This is a genomic window from Pseudomonas lurida (assembly GCF_013522705.1).
Taxonomy (GTDB): Bacteria; Pseudomonadota; Gammaproteobacteria; order Pseudomonadales; family Pseudomonadaceae; genus Aquipseudomonas; species Aquipseudomonas quebecensis.
The window spans coordinates 29,274-47,674 of record NZ_JAAMRE010000034.1 but is presented as its reverse complement, the minus strand read 5'-3'; the positions used below and the strand labels follow the sequence as shown (position 1 = coordinate 47,674).

Annotated in this window: 14 protein-coding genes; 5 read left to right on the top strand and 9 right to left on the bottom strand. The window is 60.5% G+C overall.

Annotation, left to right across the window (positions count from 1 at the left end; all coding sequences use genetic code 11):
• The first annotated feature begins 114 nt into the window (after positions 1–114).
• The 4 genes from G7025_RS23305 to codA all read left to right on the top strand — a co-directional run bounded on the left by G7025_RS23305 (position 115) and on the right by codA (position 4,506).
• Positions 115–1,194 (top strand): patatin-like phospholipase family protein, encoded by a 1,080-nt coding sequence (locus G7025_RS23305; RefSeq protein WP_181081378.1) that lies wholly within the window; start codon positions 115–117, stop codon positions 1,192–1,194.
• A 76-nt stretch (positions 1,195–1,270) separates the two neighbouring features.
• Entirely contained in the window at positions 1,271–1,627 is a 357-nt protein-coding gene (gene queD / locus G7025_RS23300) for a 6-carboxytetrahydropterin synthase QueD (RefSeq protein ID WP_181081377.1), read from the top strand.
• 213 nt (positions 1,628–1,840) lie between these two features.
• Positions 1,841–3,109: a cytosine permease gene (codB, locus tag G7025_RS23295; protein ID WP_181081376.1), complete on the top strand. Its 1,269-nt coding sequence runs from the start codon at positions 1,841–1,843 to the stop codon at positions 3,107–3,109.
• Between the two features lie 161 nt (positions 3,110–3,270).
• Positions 3,271–4,506: a cytosine deaminase gene (gene codA, locus G7025_RS23290; RefSeq protein ID WP_181081375.1), complete on the top strand. Its 1,236-nt coding sequence runs from the start codon at positions 3,271–3,273 to the stop codon at positions 4,504–4,506.
• A gap of 9 nt (positions 4,507–4,515) precedes the next feature.
• On the opposite strand, the gene G7025_RS23285 is transcribed toward codA, so the two are convergent.
• The 5 genes from G7025_RS23285 to G7025_RS23265 form a co-directional block, all read right to left on the bottom strand.
• Entirely contained in the window at positions 4,516–6,675 is a 2,160-nt protein-coding gene (locus G7025_RS23285) for a lipase family protein (protein WP_181081374.1), read from the bottom strand.
• A gap of 15 nt (positions 6,676–6,690) precedes the next feature.
• Entirely contained in the window at positions 6,691–7,470 is a 780-nt protein-coding gene (locus tag G7025_RS23280) for a hypothetical protein (RefSeq protein ID WP_181081373.1), read from the bottom strand.
• The gene (locus tag G7025_RS23275) at positions 7,463–8,296 is read right to left on the bottom strand and encodes a DUF4123 domain-containing protein (RefSeq protein ID WP_181081372.1); all 834 of its coding nucleotides are present in this window, start codon (positions 8,294–8,296) and stop codon (positions 7,463–7,465) included. The genes G7025_RS23280 and G7025_RS23275 overlap by 8 nt, the downstream gene beginning before the upstream one ends.
• On the bottom strand, positions 8,296–10,344 hold the full coding sequence (gene tssI, locus G7025_RS23270) for a type VI secretion system tip protein TssI/VgrG (protein WP_181081371.1): 2,049 nt from the start codon (positions 10,342–10,344) through the stop codon (positions 8,296–8,298). The genes G7025_RS23275 and tssI overlap by 1 nt, the downstream gene beginning before the upstream one ends.
• 317 nt (positions 10,345–10,661) lie before the next feature.
• On the bottom strand, positions 10,662–11,648 hold the full coding sequence (locus G7025_RS23265) for a diaminopimelate epimerase (protein WP_181081370.1): 987 nt from the start codon (positions 11,646–11,648) through the stop codon (positions 10,662–10,664).
• 351 nt (positions 11,649–11,999) lie between these two features.
• Here G7025_RS23265 and G7025_RS23260 point away from each other — a divergent pair, with 351 nt between their 5' ends.
• Positions 12,000–13,151, top strand: coding sequence for an MFS transporter (locus G7025_RS23260; protein WP_181081369.1), 1,152 nt, complete (start codon positions 12,000–12,002; stop codon positions 13,149–13,151).
• Between the two features lie 58 nt (positions 13,152–13,209).
• Here the strand turns inward: G7025_RS23260 and G7025_RS23255 are convergent, their stop codons facing one another.
• The 4 genes from G7025_RS23255 to G7025_RS23240 form a co-directional block, all read right to left on the bottom strand.
• Positions 13,210–14,118, bottom strand: coding sequence for a hypothetical protein (locus tag G7025_RS23255; RefSeq protein WP_253506363.1), 909 nt, complete (start codon positions 14,116–14,118; stop codon positions 13,210–13,212).
• 190 nt (positions 14,119–14,308) lie between these two features.
• Positions 14,309–14,623 carry a type III secretion protein gene (locus tag G7025_RS26875; protein WP_253506358.1) on the bottom strand — a complete coding sequence of 105 codons (315 nt, stop codon included), beginning with the start codon at positions 14,621–14,623 and terminating at the stop codon, positions 14,309–14,311.
• 138 nt (positions 14,624–14,761) lie between these two features.
• A complete protein-coding gene (locus G7025_RS23245) occupies positions 14,762–15,751 on the bottom strand; it encodes a type III secretion effector protein (protein ID WP_181081368.1) in 990 nt (329 codons plus the stop codon).
• A gap of 201 nt (positions 15,752–15,952) precedes the next feature.
• Positions 15,953–18,349 (bottom strand): TonB-dependent siderophore receptor, encoded by a 2,397-nt coding sequence (locus tag G7025_RS23240; RefSeq protein WP_181081367.1) that lies wholly within the window; start codon positions 18,347–18,349, stop codon positions 15,953–15,955.
• Positions 18,350–18,401 lie beyond the last annotated feature (52 nt).

Sequence of the window (18,401 nt, the reverse complement as noted above, 5' to 3'; positions counted from 1 at the left end):
TGGCAATTCCGAGCCGGCGCCACAAACAACGGTGTTTATTCAGGATTCACGCGGTATGGTTAACACTTTTCGCGAGCGCATGTGCGCCTACACCTCGCTTGACCAGAGATCGGTATGACAGCCATCCATATCAAATTCCCCGCGCTGACCCTCAAGGCCGGCAAACGCGCCCTGTTGCGCATTCGTGAGCGGGGCCTTGCACCTGCGGATGTCGGCATACTCCCAGGCGCGGCCGGCGGGCCCAAGGCCTTGGGCATCCAGGGCCTTGACCTGGCGCTGTTCGGCGACTGGCTGCCCCGCGCACCACGGCAACGCGCGCTGATCGGTGCGTCGATTGGTTCCTGGCGCTTCGCCAGCGCCTGCCTGCCGGACCCGGTGCAAGGTCTGCTGGACCTCGGCCGCCTGTACAACGAGCAACGTTTCGCCAAGGGCGTGACCATGGCCCAGGTGAGCCAGAGCTGCGTGCGCATGCTCGACGATCTACTGGCCGGGCGCGATGCGCGGGTGCTGGACAACCCCGATTACCGGCTCAACATCATGGTGGTCAAGACCCATGGGCTGCTCGCCGATGACCATCGCGGGCGCCTGGGATTGGGCCTTTCGTCGGTGATTGCCGACAACCTGCGCGGCCGCGCGCGGCTGGCGCGGCACTTCGAACGCCTGATCGTCCACGACCCGCGCCAGCCGCCGCCGGTCCATCCGCTCAAGGACTTTACGTCGCGCTTTCTCGATCTGGACGTGGGCAACCTGCGCCAGGCATTGCTGGCATCCGGCTCGATCCCGATGGTGATGCAAGGCGTGCGCGACCTGCCCGGCGCCGGCCAGGGTACCTACCGCGACGGCGGCCTGCTGGACTACCACCTCGACCTGCCCTACCACGGCGACGACATCGTGCTGTACCCGCACTTCACCGATCGGGTCATCCCCGGCTGGTTCGACAAAGGTCTGCCCTGGCGGCGCAGCAATCCGCAAGGCTTGCAGGATGTGTTGCTGCTCGCGCCCTCCAGGGAGTATCTGGCGCGCCTGCCCCACGGCAAACTGCCGGATCGCAGCGACTTCAAGCGTTTCATGGGCGACGATCCGAGTCGCAACAAGTACTGGCAGGCCGCAATGAGCGAGAGCCGGCGGCTGGGGGATGAGTTTCTGCAATTGGCCGATAACGGTGGGCTAGGCGAGCGCCTGCAGGCGCTTTGACCGAGCGGTATGCGCGGCGAGGGAGCAAGCTGTTAAACTCGCCGGCTGCCAGATACCTGACCGAGCTGAAAATACCGTGGAAATCTTTAAGGAATTTACATTCGAATCCGCCCACCGCCTGCCGCACGTACCGGACGGCCATAAATGCGGGCGCCTGCATGGGCATTCATTCAAGGTGGCGATCCACCTGAGCGGCGACCTGGATCCCCACACCGGCTGGATTCGCGATTTCTCGGAGATCAAGGCGATTTTCAAGCCGCTCTACGAACGCCTCGACCACAATTACCTCAACGACATTCCCGGCCTGGAAAACCCCACCAGCGAAGTGCTGGCCAAATGGATCTGGGCTGAACTCAAACCGCTGCTGCCGGAGCTGAGCGCGATTCGTATCCACGAAACCTGCACCAGCGGCTGCATCTATCGCGGTGAATAACCGCCAGTAAACACACACTGTGGCGAGGACACCTGCTCCTCGTCACAGGGCCGTCCGGCTGATCTATTTTGTGTCACTGCTGCACCGCTTTCGTCCCTCAAGGGCATCGCGAACCGCCTGTTTTGCTCCGTTCCTGCCTCGATTTCCGCACTGCTGCCCGTTTGGCACGCGTGGTGCAGCAGGCCTGCGTCACTCATTCAGGGAGCAAGTCACATGACGCAGCACGAACCGGGCAACGATTACCCCTTGAGCGAAGTCCCGATGCATGCACGTAAAGGCTTGGCGTCCACCGCCATGGTGCTGCTGGGCTTTACCTTTTTTACCGCGACCATGTTTGCCGGCGGCAAACTGGGGGTGGCGTTCAGCTTCACCGGGATGCTCGGCGTCGTGGCCTTGGGTAACCTGCTGTTGGGTATTTACGCCGCAGGCCTGGGCTATATCGCCTTTAAAAGCGGCTTGAACTCGGTGTTGATGGGACGCTTCTGCTTTGGCGAGGTGGGCAGCAAGCTCAGCGACCTGATCCTCGGGTTTACCCAGATCGGCTGGTACGCCTGGGGCACCGCCACCGCCGCCGTGGTGCTCGGTAAATATTTCGAACTGAGCCAGGGCAGCGTGCTGGGGTTGATGGTGCTGTTCGGGCTGGTGTTCTGCGCCACGGCCTACGTGGGCTATCGCGGGCTGGAGATTCTGTCCTACATCGCGGTGCCGGCCATGGGCATCCTGCTGGTGCTGTCGATGTGGGTGGCTACGGTGAAAATCGGTGGGTTGGATGGCCTGCTGGCCGTGAAGCCGACCGGCCAACTGGACCTTTCCACGGCGATTACCCTGGTGTTCGGCACCTTTGTCAGCGGTGCGACCCAGGCCACCAATTGGACACGGTTTTCCCGCTCGGCCAAGGTCGCGGTGCTGGCCAGCCTGATCGGTTTCTTTATCGGCAATGGGCTGATGGTGCTGATCGGGGCGTATGGCGCGATCGTCTATCAACAGCCCGATGTTGTGGAAGTGTTGCTGCTGCAGGGATTTGCCATGGCCGCAATGGCCATGCTGCTGCTCAATATCTGGAGCACTCAGGACAATACCATCTACAACTTCGCCGTGGCCGGCTGCAACCTCCTGCGCACCAGACGCCGCAAGACCGTGACCCTGGCCGGCGCGGTGATCGGCACCCTGCTGGCATTGCTGGGCATGTACGACATGCTGGTGCCGTACCTGATTCTGCTGGGCACGGTAATCCCACCGATAGGCGGCGTGATCATGGCGGACTTCTTCTACCGCTACCGCGGTCATTACCCGCGCCTGGCGGATGCACGCCTGCCCGCGTTCAACTGGCCGGGGCTGCTGGCCTATGGGGTGGGCACCGTGCTGGCGTTCAATTCGCCGTGGGTCGCGCCGCTGGTGGGAATTGGTGCGGCATCGCTGACCTACATCCTATTGATCGCCCTCCTGCGTGTGCGTGCGCCGCTGGCTGACGCCCAGGCATGAACCTGCTTTCACAGGAATGCTAACCTCACCGGCAGAACCCGCTGCGACACCGCGCCAGAGCCTCGCGGCCTGACGCGGACCAACCGCCATGACCGCCTGAACGTCGACCCGAGAGTCCGGCGGCAATCTGCCCGATATTTTTTGCCAAGAGGAACTAGCCCATGCACATCATCAACGCTCGCCTGCGCCACCGTGAAGGCCTGCATGATCTGCACCTGGAAAACGGCCGGATCGCCAGCATCACCGCACAAACCAGCGTGCCGGCCCTGGGGCCCGACGACCTGGACGCCGCCGGCAACCTGGTGATCCCACCCTTCGTCGAACCGCACATCCACCTCGATGCCACCCTGACCGCCGGCGAGCCACGCTGGAACATGAGCGGCACGCTGTTCGAGGGCATTGAGTGCTGGGGCGAACGCAAAGCCACGATCACCCAGGAAGACACCCGCACACGCGCGCAAAAGACCATCCAGGCCCTGGCCGCCCACGGCATTCAGCACGTACGCACCCACGTCGACGTTACCGACCCGCAGCTCACCGCGCTCAAGGCCATGCTGCAGGTGCGCGAAGAAAGCGCGCACCTGATCGATCTGCAGATCGTGGCTTTTCCCCAGGAAGGCATCGAGTCTTACCGCAATGGCCGCGAACTGATGGAGGAAGCCATCCGCATGGGCGCCGATGTCGTCGGCGGCATTCCGCATTTTGAATACACCCGCGATCAGGGCGTGAGTTCGGTGAAATTCCTGATGGACCTGGCCGAACGCAGCGGCTGCCTGGTGGATGTGCATTGCGACGAAACCGATGACCCCCACTCGCGCTTCCTTGAAGTGCTCGCCGAAGAAGCCCGCAGCCGCGACATGGGTGCACGCGTCACCGCCAGCCATACCACCGCGATGGGCTCCTATGACAATGCCTACTGCGCCAAACTGTTCCGCCTGCTGGGGCATTCCGGTATCAGTTTTGTCTCATGCCCTACCGAGAGCATCCACCTGCAAGGACGCTTCGACAGCTTCCCGAAGCGTCGTGGCGTGACGCGAGTCAACGAGTTGCTGGAAGCCGGCATGAACGTGTGCTTCGGCCAGGACTCCATCGTCGACCCGTGGTACCCCCTGGGCAACGGCAACATCCTGCGCGTGCTGGAAGCCGGTCTGCATATCTGCCATATGCTCGGTTATCGCAACCTGCAAAGCGCCCTCGACCTGGTCACCGACAATAGCGCCAAGGCGATGGCGTTGGGCGAGCGCTATGGCTTGGAGCCGGGGCGCCCGGCCAACCTGTTGATCCTCTCGGCAGACAGCGACTACGAGGTGATCCGCAGCCAGGGCCTGCCGCTCTATTCGATCCGCAACGGCAAGGTGTTGATGAAACGCCAGCCCGCGCAAGTGGCGTTCATGTAAGCGGGCGGTTCAGACAATCGAGTCGATATCCAGTGGCTGCGCCTTCCCACGCTCACTGGACGTGGCGGGTGGAATGCTCGCCGCCGGTGGCGTCTCGCGGTTTTCGCGATGACTGAACCAGCGCTTGAGGCTGGGTTGCAGGTGCGCGGCCTGGGCGTGGCTGCCGTACACATCCCGCGCATCCAGGCGGCGCCAGCGCAGACTTTCCAGGCGCCGGCGGCTGGTATGCAAACGATCGATCTCAGCATTCAACGCCTGATGATAGTGCTCAGGTACATGGCTGCGCCCATTCGGCGCGGGACGACGGTCCAGCTCACGTCGCTTGTCGCGCAATTGCTGGCGCATGCTTTCCAACGCGCGATCCAGTTGTTCGTATTCGCTGTGTGTCACCAGCGAGCTCTGGTTCTCCAGGGTCTGCTGCCAGCGCCGTAGCGTGGCCCAGGCGGCCGGGATGTAACTGGCAGTCATAAAGTGCTGGCTTGCCTGGAACAACTGCCTCAGGAAGTTCTCACGCAAGGGCGTATCGCCCTGCAGTTGCAGTGCACGGTTGGCTCCAGCCTCCTGGATGGACTCGCAACCAGGTTTCCATAGCACCGAAGACTGGGTGCCATCGGCCAACGTGATCGGCATGTAGTGTTGCTGCTCGCCATGGTGCTGGTAAGGATTGCCACCCACGCGCACCAGCCCCGTGGCGAACAACAGCCCACCGGGGATAGGCGCGCTGAACACGGTAACCGCACCGGGAACCCACAGCTTGGCGGTGGTGTTCATCCACGGTGCCGGAACACTGGGGACCGGGTCGTTGTGGTTGACGATACGGTGATGGACCAGGGCGGAAGCACCGGCGACGAATTCGGAATCGGCGGCGCGGGGGGCGCCGTAGGTGTAGAGGAGGATGTTGTAGTCACGATCAGCAGTACGGCGTAAGCCCTCCGCCAGCAGCAATGCAATTGCACCGCCCAGGCTGTGTCCGCAAATAACTATTCGCTGCTCCATATGAAACTGGCTGAGGTAGCTCAGCGCAAAGTCGCGCATGGCCCGGTAGGCCTGATAAAAGCCTTCGTGCGCCTTACCGATACCATCCGCGAAAGGTACCTGGTGGGCATTTGCGTCCCGTAACGCATCGGCATTACTGAACGTCCCTCGCACGGAAATCAAGATCACCTCATCATGGTGAGTGATGAAAGCTTGTGTGTCAGTCCCAAATTTTTCGTCATCAAAGAAGTGCAAACTTTCGGGGTGCTGCTGCTCTTTGCCGAGCTCGGGACGATTTTGTGGATACAACTGCGGGTCAAAAGGAAGAATCTCAAATCGTCGCGAATAAGGAACGTCTTCATACAGCGGGTAAAAACGTTGTGTCTGGTTTGGATCGATTTTCCATGCTTCTGCGTAGTTGGATAGCTGTTCCGCAAACAGATTGCCGACACTTGGACTCAGAGGGAAGTGGACCTGATCTAAGGGTTTTACTGGCGGTTCCTGACCAAAATCGCAATAACTCAGAGCGGCCATCAATGACAACTGATACAGATTCAAAGCACTAAAGCTGTCGTCGCTGGAGAGGACTGGACGTAAAGCGCGCAGCGGGCGCACTTCCAACACCGTGTAGTTGTTGGGAAATAATACGATCCCGGACAAAACAGGCTGGGGCGCACCAAACCCCAGATCAGACAACATTTTCAGAGCATGCCGTTGGGGATGATGCGCCCGAGGGGCCGGCGGTGGTAAATGAGCAACATGTCGAACTAAATCGCGCACCTCAACTTGATAAAACTTGTTCGCCTGCTGTCGAGCAGGATTATTGTCAGTGCGACTACCGCCAGGTGTGGCGAATCGAGTGTGTTCCGCCCGAAACTGAAGTTCGGTAATAGGCAACGGATAGCTGCTTCGCGCCATTAACCGCCGATACAGCTGATCAACGCCTGTATAGAGAGCGTCGAAAACAACAACCACGGGGCCGCAATAAATATCTTCCAGTTTGACGAATCCGTCGGCGTCAAGTCTGCCTTCGTGTCTTTGCCCTGCGCTGTCATGCAATGTGAAGGGCAACCCGCCATAGCCACTTCCTACTCCGAATTCATCGACCAGGCGAAAGCTCACCCAATCGCCTCGCAACGGGCAAGCAGGTCTGCTGTTATTAAAAAATGGTTGCTTCCGTGCATCCAGACTCATGAGCCGGCTCCTTGGTTAATTGCAAGATGGATACACATCACATGTGCGGCCATCCGGCATCTTTATAGGTTTGAAATGAGTGAAATCACCATTGCAGAAAGCGTAACGATCTTCGAAGTTAACCCCTCTGCACCGTTTCCAACCGCCGGGTACAGCGACCCAGTTGTCACTAATCGCCGGCAGTTCCTTCTCACTCAGCGTCATCCCAAATCTCAGTGTTCTTCCCCTTAAATGATCTCGTTGCGCAATGCCTCCAGGTTGCGTCTGCAACAGTTGATGATTGGCGTCCAACTCGTTACATTTGAGAATTTTTATAATTGCGTGCTGCGAACCTGCCGTTCGAAACAGCCAGTGACATTCCCCTCGCAGTTCCTGAACACCCGAGTCAGGCATACCCGGCATGTTTCCTTCCAACCGGTCTCGAATACCAATGACTCCACTATCCAACCCGACATCCGTACTCCTCGCCCCCCATTTCGCAGTAAAACCAAACTCCACACTGCGCAATACCAACGGGCACCCCTCCACCCTTTCACTCAACGGCAACTCATAACTGACCCGGCTGGCCACAGCCTTGTATTCCGTAAAAAATACCTTTCGCTCAGGCCGTTTACCTCGACGCCTGGGCAAGGTGCAGGTTTCGCCCGTCGCGGGTCCGTAGTTGGCCGCGGTTTTGAGTTCGAATTGGGCGGGCAAATCCACTTCCAGCGTAAAGCTGTCCACTGGTTTCAACGTGCACCCCGTCAACCCCGCCATGCCCAGTAAGAACCCTGCGTGCCACCCTCGTTTATTCATCGATCTTCTCCACTGAGCGCCATTGTTCGAGCACGCGTTGAAAGTGTTCTTCAGGTGCCTCGCCGGTCATGGGCGGCCAGTGAATCACGCTGGTGCGAGTGGCTTCTTCCAGCCTGCGGACCACCAGGAATTCAAGCTGTTGCGGCCGGTTCCATTGCCAGGCACGTGCCTGCTCCAGCACATGGGCAAGCCAGGCGCTCGCATCCTGGAATTCGACCAATGCCGTGAGGTCCTCGCTGTGCCTGGCGAGCAGGTAACGCAGGATATTGGCATGCAGGATCGCGTTGGCCTGGGGGTTGGGTGTATTGAGCCAGGGAGCGGGATCGGGGGCCGGGTACTCGCCGGGTGCCGGGTTGTCCACGTTGTGCCAGCGTTGCGCGTGCCAATAACACACGCTGACCAGCGGCCCGAGAAACGACGGCCAATGCTGCGGCGCCAAATGCTCGAGGGCGCGTGCAAAGGTACGGTTGTCGTGAAAGCGATAGAGCGCCTGATCCCCCTGCGGCCCCACAAGCAGCCGATCGCGCCAGTGCTGCGTCACGCCCGTCAGGTCGGGGGTTGCCAGGCTGCCCAGCCACCCCCAGTTCGTCTGCGGATGCTGCAGAAGGCTGAGCAGCGCGGGCTCGCCGGCGTGCTCGAGCAGCAGGATCAAAGGCCCCGCCACCAATTGCGCCAACGGTGTCTGGGCATAAAGGCTGCGATATTGCGGTACGCCGCGCACCGCCAATAGCCGCTCGCACGCTTGATGGCCGCCGTCGAGTATCAAGCACAACCGCTGACCGGCCTGCTGTTGCCTGGCCATCCAGTGATGAGCAAGGTCGTCCATCACGCCGCCCTCCCATCGATAGCGCACGCGTTGTCTCGACAGCGTTCACACAGCGGGCAAAAGTCAGCCCCCCATTGCCTGGCCCAATCCATGATCTGGCTCTGGACGGTCGATAGCTGCACGTTATTCACGCGCTCAGCAACTGCCGCGACGTTATCACCCGGCGCCAGGGGCAAGGCGGGACGAACGGCGGCAGGGCTGCCGCCGACGGTAATGGGGCGACTGCTGAATATGCCGCCCGCCTGGATCAACAGATGTTCACCCCCGGCCTTGAAACTCAACTGTGCCCCGGCATCGATGACCAGGCTGGCTCCCGCCTTGACGTGCACCTCTTGCCCCGCTTCGATCACCAGGCTCTGGCCGATATGGACCTGGCTGCCACCGTGCACGCGCAGGTGGTCATCGGCCTCGAGCACCACCTTGCGTTCGCCGGCAATGTGCTGGTGCGCCTGGTCACCCAAGCGGCTTGAACTCAAGCCGCGAATGGTTTCGTGCCGCTCGCCCGCCACCTCCAGGCGGCTGTCATGGCCGACATGCTGTTCGAAGTCGCGTTGAGCGCGCAGGTAAATGAGTTCATCGCCGCGACGATCCTCCACCAGCAGTTCATTGAAGCCCCTGCCGTCCGGGGAACTGCGGCTGCGCAGCACACTGCGCGTCTTGTGCTGCGGCAATGGATAGCTGGGCATGTGCAGCGCGTTGGGCAAGCAGCCGTTGATCAATGGCTGGTCCGGGTCGCCCTCCAGAAAGGTCACCAGCACTTCCATGCCCACCCGAGGAATGAGCGTGGCGCCGAACCCATCCCCCGCCCAACTTGACGCCACTCGCACCCAACCACTGCTTTTGTCGTCGGCTTGATCCCGGCGATCCCAATGGAACCGCACCTTGACGCGGCCGTACGCATCGCAATGCACCTCTTCGCCAGCGGGGCCGGTGACGGTAGCGGTCTGGCTACCGTTGATGGTCGGTTTCGGATGCTTGAGCGGCGGTCGATACGTCGCTCGCCAGGGGGTCGCCGTAAAACGGTTGCGGTAGCCCTGGAGTCGATCGGACTCGACCACCGCTTCTTCCAGCACCTGGGGCTGATAGCCCTCGTGACGTACCGAGGTGATCAACCACAGGTCATTGCAGACAGGGTCGGGATGATCGTGCAGTTCAAGAAAATGTCCGCTGCGCAGGAGCGGTTGATCGCTGCTGCCCAATGCTCGATGCCGATCCCGTTGATGACGCTCCAGCCCCCGTCGCGCGAGCTGTTGGCCGCGCAGACGAGTGCTGAAACCGGCGGGGTAGCGATAATCCTCAAGCGGTTGGGCGCGGGTTGCGTCTGCGCTGTCCTGCAGCCGCAGGGAGGGATGTTCGAAATCATGGTCACGGCGCACCGTTCGCTGGCTGCGAATGGAAAAACGCACATCGAACCGCTGCACACTGCGCATCGGCGCCTGCGGCCCACCGGCAGCGCAATAAGCTTGCGCCGGCAGACGATTGAACACCGTCTGGTCATCGCCGAACACCAGCACGTGGGCGGTTTCGCTGTGGCGAAAGTGGTAATGAATGCCCTCCTCTTCACACAACCGCTGGATGAAGTCCAGATCGGTTTCCGCGTACTGCACGCAGAACGCTCGCGGCGGGTAGATCACCGGCCCCAACTCAAAGACGTAGGCATCGGCGAGGATGCCGTGGTGTTCGAGCACGGCGGCAACAATCTGCGGAACGCTGCGTTGCTGAAAAATCCGCTGGTCGCGGCGATGGGCCAGGTAGGCCAGGCGCGGCGCCAATGTCAGATGGTAGCGGGTATAACGTCGACCGGGGTCATCGCGCCCAATGGCATAGACCTGGCCATGCACTCCCGCTTCGGCGTCGCCTAGATCCAGATAAGCCGCCTGGTGAAGAAAAGCCTCCAGGTCAAGGTCCGGGTTTTCGCTGATCACTTGTACCTGAATGAAAAACGGTTGATCCAGAGCCTCCTGACCTTTGAATGCCAGCACTTTGAAGTCGTTATGGATGCCTGGAAGTATCAACTTGAAACTTGACGATGCAAACGCGTTAACCATCCGTTGTTACCCGCCCTTTATTACCCGACTGAAATAGTGATCGAACTTTTATCCCGCCGCCGCAACATCGGCAAAATCCAGGCAGGCAAAGTGCAAACTCGCGCCCTGAAGCTTAGCGATTACGGGAGAAAATCGATGCTTGGAAAGTAAAAAAGAAGTTTCGTACGAAGATAATGGAAGCGTCTTTTAAAAAATAAAAATCGAGGCACAGCGCTATTTCATAAACATATGAAATGCCCTACGAAAACTTGCGAATACATAGTTACTTGATAAAGAAACAACTGACGCCTATATGGGGACGCCAGCATCCAAGAGACTCAACCCTGACGGTGTGCGGCCCCGAACAGGCTGACGCTCAGCAGCGCATCGTCCTGGGCATGCAGACGCACCGGCGCCGTGCCACCCGGCATCACCACCGCCACCTCGCCACCTTCGACCCAGCCCACACGCCAAGCGGCGCAGGCCACGGCGCTCGCGCTGGTGCCGGAAGACGCAGTGGGCCCCTCTCCGCGCTCGAACACCCGCGCCGCGATGCGGTTGTGGCCGAGCATCGTGGCCCATTGCAAATTGACCCCGGCCGTGCAGGGTTTACCGCCCCCCACCGGCGGCGCAAAGGCGATCGCCCGCAGCGAGTCGAACAGTGCCGAGTGCTGCATGTGCCGGTTATCCGGCAGGGCTGCGACCTGCTCGACCAACGTCACACAATGGGGGTTACCGACCCGCACGAACTGACTGTGCGCCCAGTGCGGATTGATCGCCGCCAGCTCGCGCACATGGCTCAGTTCGGCGCGGCCCAGCGAGGCGTGTTCCACCCCCTGCGCGCCGACGGCCGATGGCCCGAACTCCGGCAACCCGAGGTCCAGCCAGAACCCTGCGAGGTGCTCGTACACGGCAGGCTCGATCCCTGTCGCCACCGGCGATGGCCCCTGGGGCTGGTCATGGTGCACGCGTAATTCACAAGCCGCGCTCAGCAAGCCCTGATCCGTGAGGGCCTGGGCAAAAATCGTCAAACCATTGCCACTGCGCTCGGCCAATGAGCCGTCGGTGTTGACGATCAGCAGGTCGAACGGTGCCTCGAACTGAAACGGGCCGACCAACAAACCATCGCAGCGATGGGCCTTGGCATTGACCGGGCGTTGCGTCGGCTCCCAGGCGCATTCGGATGCGACAGCGTCGACGGCCCAGGCTTTACGCGTCAGCGCGGCCTGGGCAGCGCTCTCTGGCACGGGGATGCCTTGGTCTCGCAGAAATGCCGGGCTGACCACCCCGTAAATATTGCCCCGCGCGTCATAGAACAGGGTCATTGCGTCGCCTGCCTGTACATTTTCATCGGTTTGCCCGCCCGCGCGCCTACACATTGGGTGAGCAGCGTATTACAGAACGCCCTGTTTGGGGAAAGCGCCCTGGAAGGTGGTAATCCACCGCAGAAACCCTGGGGTTCAACGCTTGCCACAGGGATTACGCACCTTCCAGACCGCCTCCTACACACAGGCGATTGCACCTCTGTGGTTGCCTGCGCCGAATGGGTTCCAGGATTGTAAAAATAAACTTCACGTCCGATCACACCAAGGGAACCCGGCTCGCTCACCAAGGCCTGATGTGCAAGGATGTCGCGCCGGACATCGTTCGTTGAACGCAAAACCAAGGATTTGTTCATGACTGCCATCCCTACCTCAGCCCCCGTGGTTCCCGGGCGACTGGAGCAAATGTCGACCCGCATCGCTTTTTTCATCGCCGGCTTCGGGATCGCCGCCTGGGCGCCGCTGGTGCCGTATGCCAAGGCTCGCGCAGGGCTGAGTGAAGGGACGCTGGGCCTGCTGCTGTTGTGCCTGGGGGTGGGCTCGATTATCGCGATGCCGGCGGCAGGTGCGCTGGCATCGCGGTTTGGTTGCCGACGCGTGCTCACGGCCGGCACTCTGATGATCTGCCTGGCCTTGCCGCTGCTGGCTACGGTCAGCTCGATCCCGTTGCTGATCGTCGGGCTGTTCCTGTTTGGTGCCGGGCTGGGCACGGTGGACTCCACGGTTAACTTGCAGGCGGTTATCGTCGAACGGGCCAGCGGCAAAACCATGATGTCGGGCTTCCACGGTTTGTTCAGCCTGGGCGGGATCGTCGGCGCGGCAGGCGTTGCCGGTTTGCTGGGGATGGGCCTGTCGCCTCTTCAGGCGACACTGGTGGTGATCGTGATCACACTCGCGGCGCTGCTCAAAGCCGGCCCGCATCTACTGCCTTACGGCAGCGAAAGTTCGGGACCCGCGTTTGCGATACCTCATGGCGTGGTGCTGTTTATCGGCTGCCTGTGCTTCGTGGTGTTTCTGGCCGAGGGCGCGGTGCTGGACTGGAGCGCGGTGTTCCTGAGTGACGAGCGCGGCCTGGACGAAGCATACGCCGGCCTGGGCTACGCCGCCTTCGCCCTGACGATGACGGCCGGACGCCTGACCGGCGATGCCATCGTGCGGCGCCTCGGCGCGACCAAGGTGATCATCGTGGGCGGCGCGCTGGCCGCGAGCGGTATTTTCCTGGCTACGCTGTCGCCGGCCTGGGAGATTGCATTGCTCGGTTACGCGCTGGTAGGAGCGGGATGTTCGAATATCGTACCGGTGCTCTACACCGCCGTCGGCCAGCAGACCGTCATGCCGGAGCACATTGCGGTGCCGGCCATTACCACGCTGGGGTACGCCGGTATCCTGACCGGGCCTGCCGCAATCGGCTTTATTGCCCATGGCAGCAGCCTGGCCACGGCCTTCTTGCTGATTGGCATATTGCTGGTGGCGGTGGCCGCCGGTGGAAAAATATTGCGGGTGTGAATGACTGCATCATGGGCTTCCAGCGTGCATCAAGAAGCCCAATAGAAGGCAGGTGACGTTACCTGCCCTTTTCTTCCTTATCGTTTTTCAACCAGCGGTCGATGCTGTAGTTCTTCAACCAACCGTCATCGTTGTGGCTGCCGAAGATGTTAGTCCCGTTTGCCTTGGTGCTGTCCAGCGACGCCAGCAGGCCTGGCCGCTCGACCAGGTTCTTGGCCATGTAGACCTGCAGCTCGCTGTATTTTTTCTTGGGAAAACCGTTGGATGCGTCGCGTACTACCTGACCGTGTTTATCTGTTTCATCGGGGTCCTTGCTCATCTCGATAATCGTGTCTTTTTTGACATAGCGGTGCTTTTCAAAAAAGAAAGTGGAGTCTTCCGACTTGTCGCGCAAGTCATCAAACATGCCCTTGAACGCCTGCACCACCTGGGCGTCGGTTTTGGAATGAAAAGGGTCGGCACTCTGCGTGTTGGGGTTGGTATTGCCAATGGTATAACTGGCGACTTTTTCGAGACTGGTCGGTGTTATCTCACCGCCCTTTGCAACAATCGCATCGGCCAGCCGCGGCCGATTGAGTACTTCTCGGGCAAGCATGATTGTGCGCTCAAGTACCTTGCTCTCCTTGGGGTCCTCTTTGGCTATCGTTTCCAAGGAGGCGAGCGTCAGGCGGCCATCCTTCTTGAAATCCCCCAGCATTGAAAAAACGTTGTTCAGTTGGGTCGCCAGCAGGTGGTCATCCGAGCTGATAAACGGGTTGCCTACCTGCGAACCACCTGAATAAAAGCCTTGGGCGTCAAAATGCACCTGCCCATTGTTCGGAAATCGGCTATCGAAAAGCTGACGCCCTTGCGGGGGAAGCGCCTTGCCCACCGCGCGTTCAGCAACGCCGAGACGGGCATGGCCATCGCCTGTGTTCAGGTTCAGCCCAGGCGGCATGTGCCTCAAATTATTCAGCCAGTCAGCCATTGTTTCTCTCCAGCAGCGTTAGATTGCGTGGATCGAGCCTTGCCGGGTCGATCAGTCACGCACCTGAATCAACAGGCGCAGAGTGAGTGGCGCTTGGAAAACCCTGGTTCCAGCAAGGACGCCGCGTCGAGCGCAGTAAAATTTGAGCGTTTGTAACCACTGGAGTTGAGGAACCTACCACCCGACCGGCTCAACCGAGCCTGCGGCGCCACCACGTGGCCAAGCCATCGAAAAGCCCCGCAGGTTTGATTAGCTTGGAGGCATCATTGGCAGGCTGCCCGGCTGCGTGCATGCCGCGGGAAAAATCATCGGCGACCGGCGCCTGAAACTGCCGCTGACCGGCGAAGGCTTTCATGCGCCGAGCTTCGGCGACATGCAAATCCGGGGGCGGCTGCACATCCTGCGATGCCGAGATGCCCGGTGAGAGCGCCGGATCAGCATCGCGGACGCTGTGAAACGGTTCAGGACAACCGTGACGAGGAGATTGAAACGAGGTCGAAGTCATTGTATTTGCCCTGGCTCGGAGCCCCAAATGCAGCCGGTTCGATCAACACCGGCAGGTATTTCCTATGTGGCAAATCAACGTAATCAGTTCCTTACAAGGTTGTGGAAGGCACCGCAACCGGGTTGCGGTGCCGTTCTGTCAGCGAAGCAATAGTAAAAGCGCGCGCAGGTTGATCCGCCCGTCACCGTTTTGGCTTGCCAGGTTATCCAGCTTCGTGACCAGGTCGCTGCGTTTGAGAAGTTCCTGCGCCAACTGCACCAGGTGGTCTTTGGGCGAATCGCCTGTCAGAGGTTCACGCGCCAGGTTCCTCAAATCGGAAATGCTGATGTCCGCTGACCCTGGTCCGTCTTTCAAGACGCTGAAATGCTCATACAGCTCCCCGACCAGTTCTTTATCGGTGTTGTATTTGAAGTAATTGTCGCCATGGATGACCCGGTTCACATTCTGCCGATCGATCAGGCCATCCAGCGCACCGGTGGAGCTGTGCCGGTCGAGGGCGCCGAGCAGGTCCGGACGGCGCAGCATTTCTTTGGCCAGGCGAATGTTTTCGTTAACGCGCGGATCCGACGACCACCCTCTTTTTGCCATCGCATAAATACTGTCGATGCTGACGTAACCGGGTTTTTTGGGGTCCATGAAGGCGTCGAAGTTTTTGCTCAACTGGCTTGCCAATTGTTCATTGTTCTTCAGCGAGTACTGCGGATCGGGCCTGCCTGGCAGCGTGGGATAGGGTTTGCCGATAGTGGGATCGGGACGAGGCGGCGGGTTACCGTACCCAGGCTGCGGCCTTGGCGGCGGGTTGCTGCAGCACGGATGAGGCCGCGGCGGCCGGTGCCAACCGAAGTGCGCGTTCATCCACTGTCTGAACGTGTCCATAAAACCTGGATGCCTGGCGGGCATGCCGGGATAAGCAGGGTGATGGCGCTCTGTCGGTGCGTGCAGATCGCCGAACACGGGACCGGCCTTGTCTTCTCGCACAGAGAAACTGACGTTTGCCGTATTAGCGTCGTTGAAAGACAAGGCACCAGGCGCCGGGCGACGAGCCTTGAATTCGGCTTTGGCACTGTCCTGGAAACGGTCAAGCGCAGACGAAGCCGCTGAGGATGTATCGGGTGTCGATAACGACATAGTGTTCTCCAACACAATGGGCGTGATAGTCAGCCTGCCGCTGCGACATCGCGTCGAAGCGCGACAGCTGGCTCATCTGTGGCGGGGATGTCGGAATCGGTTCCTGCTCGGGCAATAAGATGCACGCCGAGCCTGTAGGAAACGGGCAAAAAAAATCGCAGCCCCGGACAGAGCTGCGACATTTTTCCAAGGGATCAAGGATCAGAATCCGACGCTGGCCTGTACGAAGAACGTACGCGGTTCGCCCAGGTACAACCCGGCGTTGTTGTCGCTGGAGCGCGTGTAGTGCTGCTGGTCGAAGACGTTTTTTACCCCCACGCCCAACTTCAGGTTCGACAAGGACGCGCCGAAGTCATAACCGCTGCGTACGTTGACCGACACATAACCGGGAATATCGCCGAACTGGCCATCGGCGGTGCCCTGGGTGACGTAGGTGCTGGTGGTACCGGGGGCACGCTGGCCGGACTGGGCATACACATCCAGGTTGTGGGTCCAGCGGTTGATGTCGTAGCGCAGGCCCAGGGTCGCCACTTCGCGCGAGTACAGCGGCAGATCGCGCCCCTTGAAGGGCACATCGCCCTCGGAGGTCGCCTTGGTGTAAGTGAACCCGGCATTGGCGGTCAAGCCATCGAGGCGCGGGTCCAGATTGGCCAGGTCGTAATGCGCCGACGCTTCGACACCGGCGTGCTTGGTGGCGCCGAGGTTAGTCCAGCCCACGTCGTTGCTGACGTATTGCAGCTCATCGGCAAAGTCGATGTAGAACAGCGTCACTTCGCCGCCCCAGACGGCGTCGTTGTAACGCGTGCCGATTTCGTAGGTCTTGGCCTTTTCCGGGTTCAGGCCGTTGGCGGTCTGGTTGCCGGTCCCCCCCTGCCCCAGCTGGAAATACTGCAGGCTACCGAATGAGGTCTCGTAGTTGGCGAACACTTTCCAGGCGTCGGAAACGTGGTACATCACGCTCAGGGCCGGCAGCGGCTCGTTGTTGTGCACCTCACGACGCTTTTCCGGAGTGCGCGTGCCATTGAGGGCGATCACCGGGCGGTCGTGCCATTCGGTGCGGATGTTTTCGAAGCGAATACCTGGGGTGATGGTCCATTTGCCGATATCGATTTTGTTATCGATATAGAACGCGTTGGCCTCGGTACCGCCGGTGCGGTCCTGGTACACATGGCCGTCGTTCTGCCCACCGGGCGTGGGCACGTTGTTGACCAGGTTGAGGCTGGTGGCCTGCTCGTGCATGCCTTCTTTGAGGTAGCGATACCCCACGCTGACTTCCTGCGTGCTGGGCCCCAGATCGAAGACGTGGGACACCCGCGGTTCAATGCCGAAGGTGTAGTAGGTGCGCGGGTAGGAACTGATGGTTTTCAGGTCGCGGTTGGCGATGTTACTGCCACGGAAACTGTCGGAATAATAGGTCAACACTTCGGCCTGGGTACGGTCATCGATCTGCCGGATGTACTTGAACGACACATCCTTGCGGCGGCCGCTGAAGTTGTCCCAATCGCGCACCGACTGGTATGGGTTGGCGTCGAACTGTTTCTGGGTCAAGCCGCCCGGCATGTCAGCGCTGGCATCGTAGTAATGAACATTCAGCGAGAAGTCGTCCTGGTCGGTCGGCGCCCAGTGGGTCTTGAAGATCACGTCGTCGATGTCATTGCCGTTGTTGCTGTTGCGGTATCCGTTGCCGTTGACCCCGGAATACAACAAGGCGGCGCCGATGCCGTTGTCGGCGGTACCGCCGATAAAGGCGTTTTCGATATGTTTCCAGCCTCCATGGGCGGACGTCTGCAGGGTAGTGCCGACCTCGCCGGAGAACGTTTCGGGGATTGCGCGGGTCACGAAGTTGATCACGCCACCGACGTTTTGTGGCCCGTAGCGCACCGAACCGGCGCCACGCACCACGTCGATGCTGTCCAGGTTTCCGGCGGAAATCGGCGCCATCGACAGTTGCGGCTGGCCATACGGCGCGAAGGCCGCCGGCACGCCATCGATCAGGACGGTGGAGCGTGGCGACAGGCGTGACGTGAGCCCGCGTACACCCACGTTGAGGGAAATATCGCTGCCGCCGGTGCCGTTGGCTTCCTGCACCTGCACGCCTGGCACGCGGCGCAATACCTCGCCGACGTTCAGCGCACCCTGCTCCACCATGGCTTCGCGACGGATAACCGTGCGTGCGCCGGGATGGTTCTGCACGACTTCGGCGTTGGCATCGCCGAGCCAGTCGCCGACCACCTTGATATCGGTGGCGCCCAATTCAATCGGCGAGCCGGCTTCACCGCTGCCGCTGTGGTGCGGGCGCAGGGTCACTGACCCCGCCTCGATCTGGTAGTCCAGGCCGCTGCCTTGCAACACTTGGCGCAGGGCCTGCTCGGCGCTGAGGTTGCCGTCCACCGCGGGCGCGTGTTTACCGGCAACCAGTTCGGGGCTGAAGAACAGTTGCAGGGACGTCTGCTGACCGAGCTGGCTCAACGCAGTGCCGAGGGGCTGGGCCTGGATATGAATCGCGTCGTCGGCATAGGCAGAGGCACTGACAGCGTAGGCCAGGGCCAGCGGTACCCAGCGGCGGTTCTTATTGTTGTGGCGGGAGAAATTGTTCACGTCGAACCTTGTCCTGTGAGCGCAAAAGTACGCGGCCGTTAATGCAAACCAG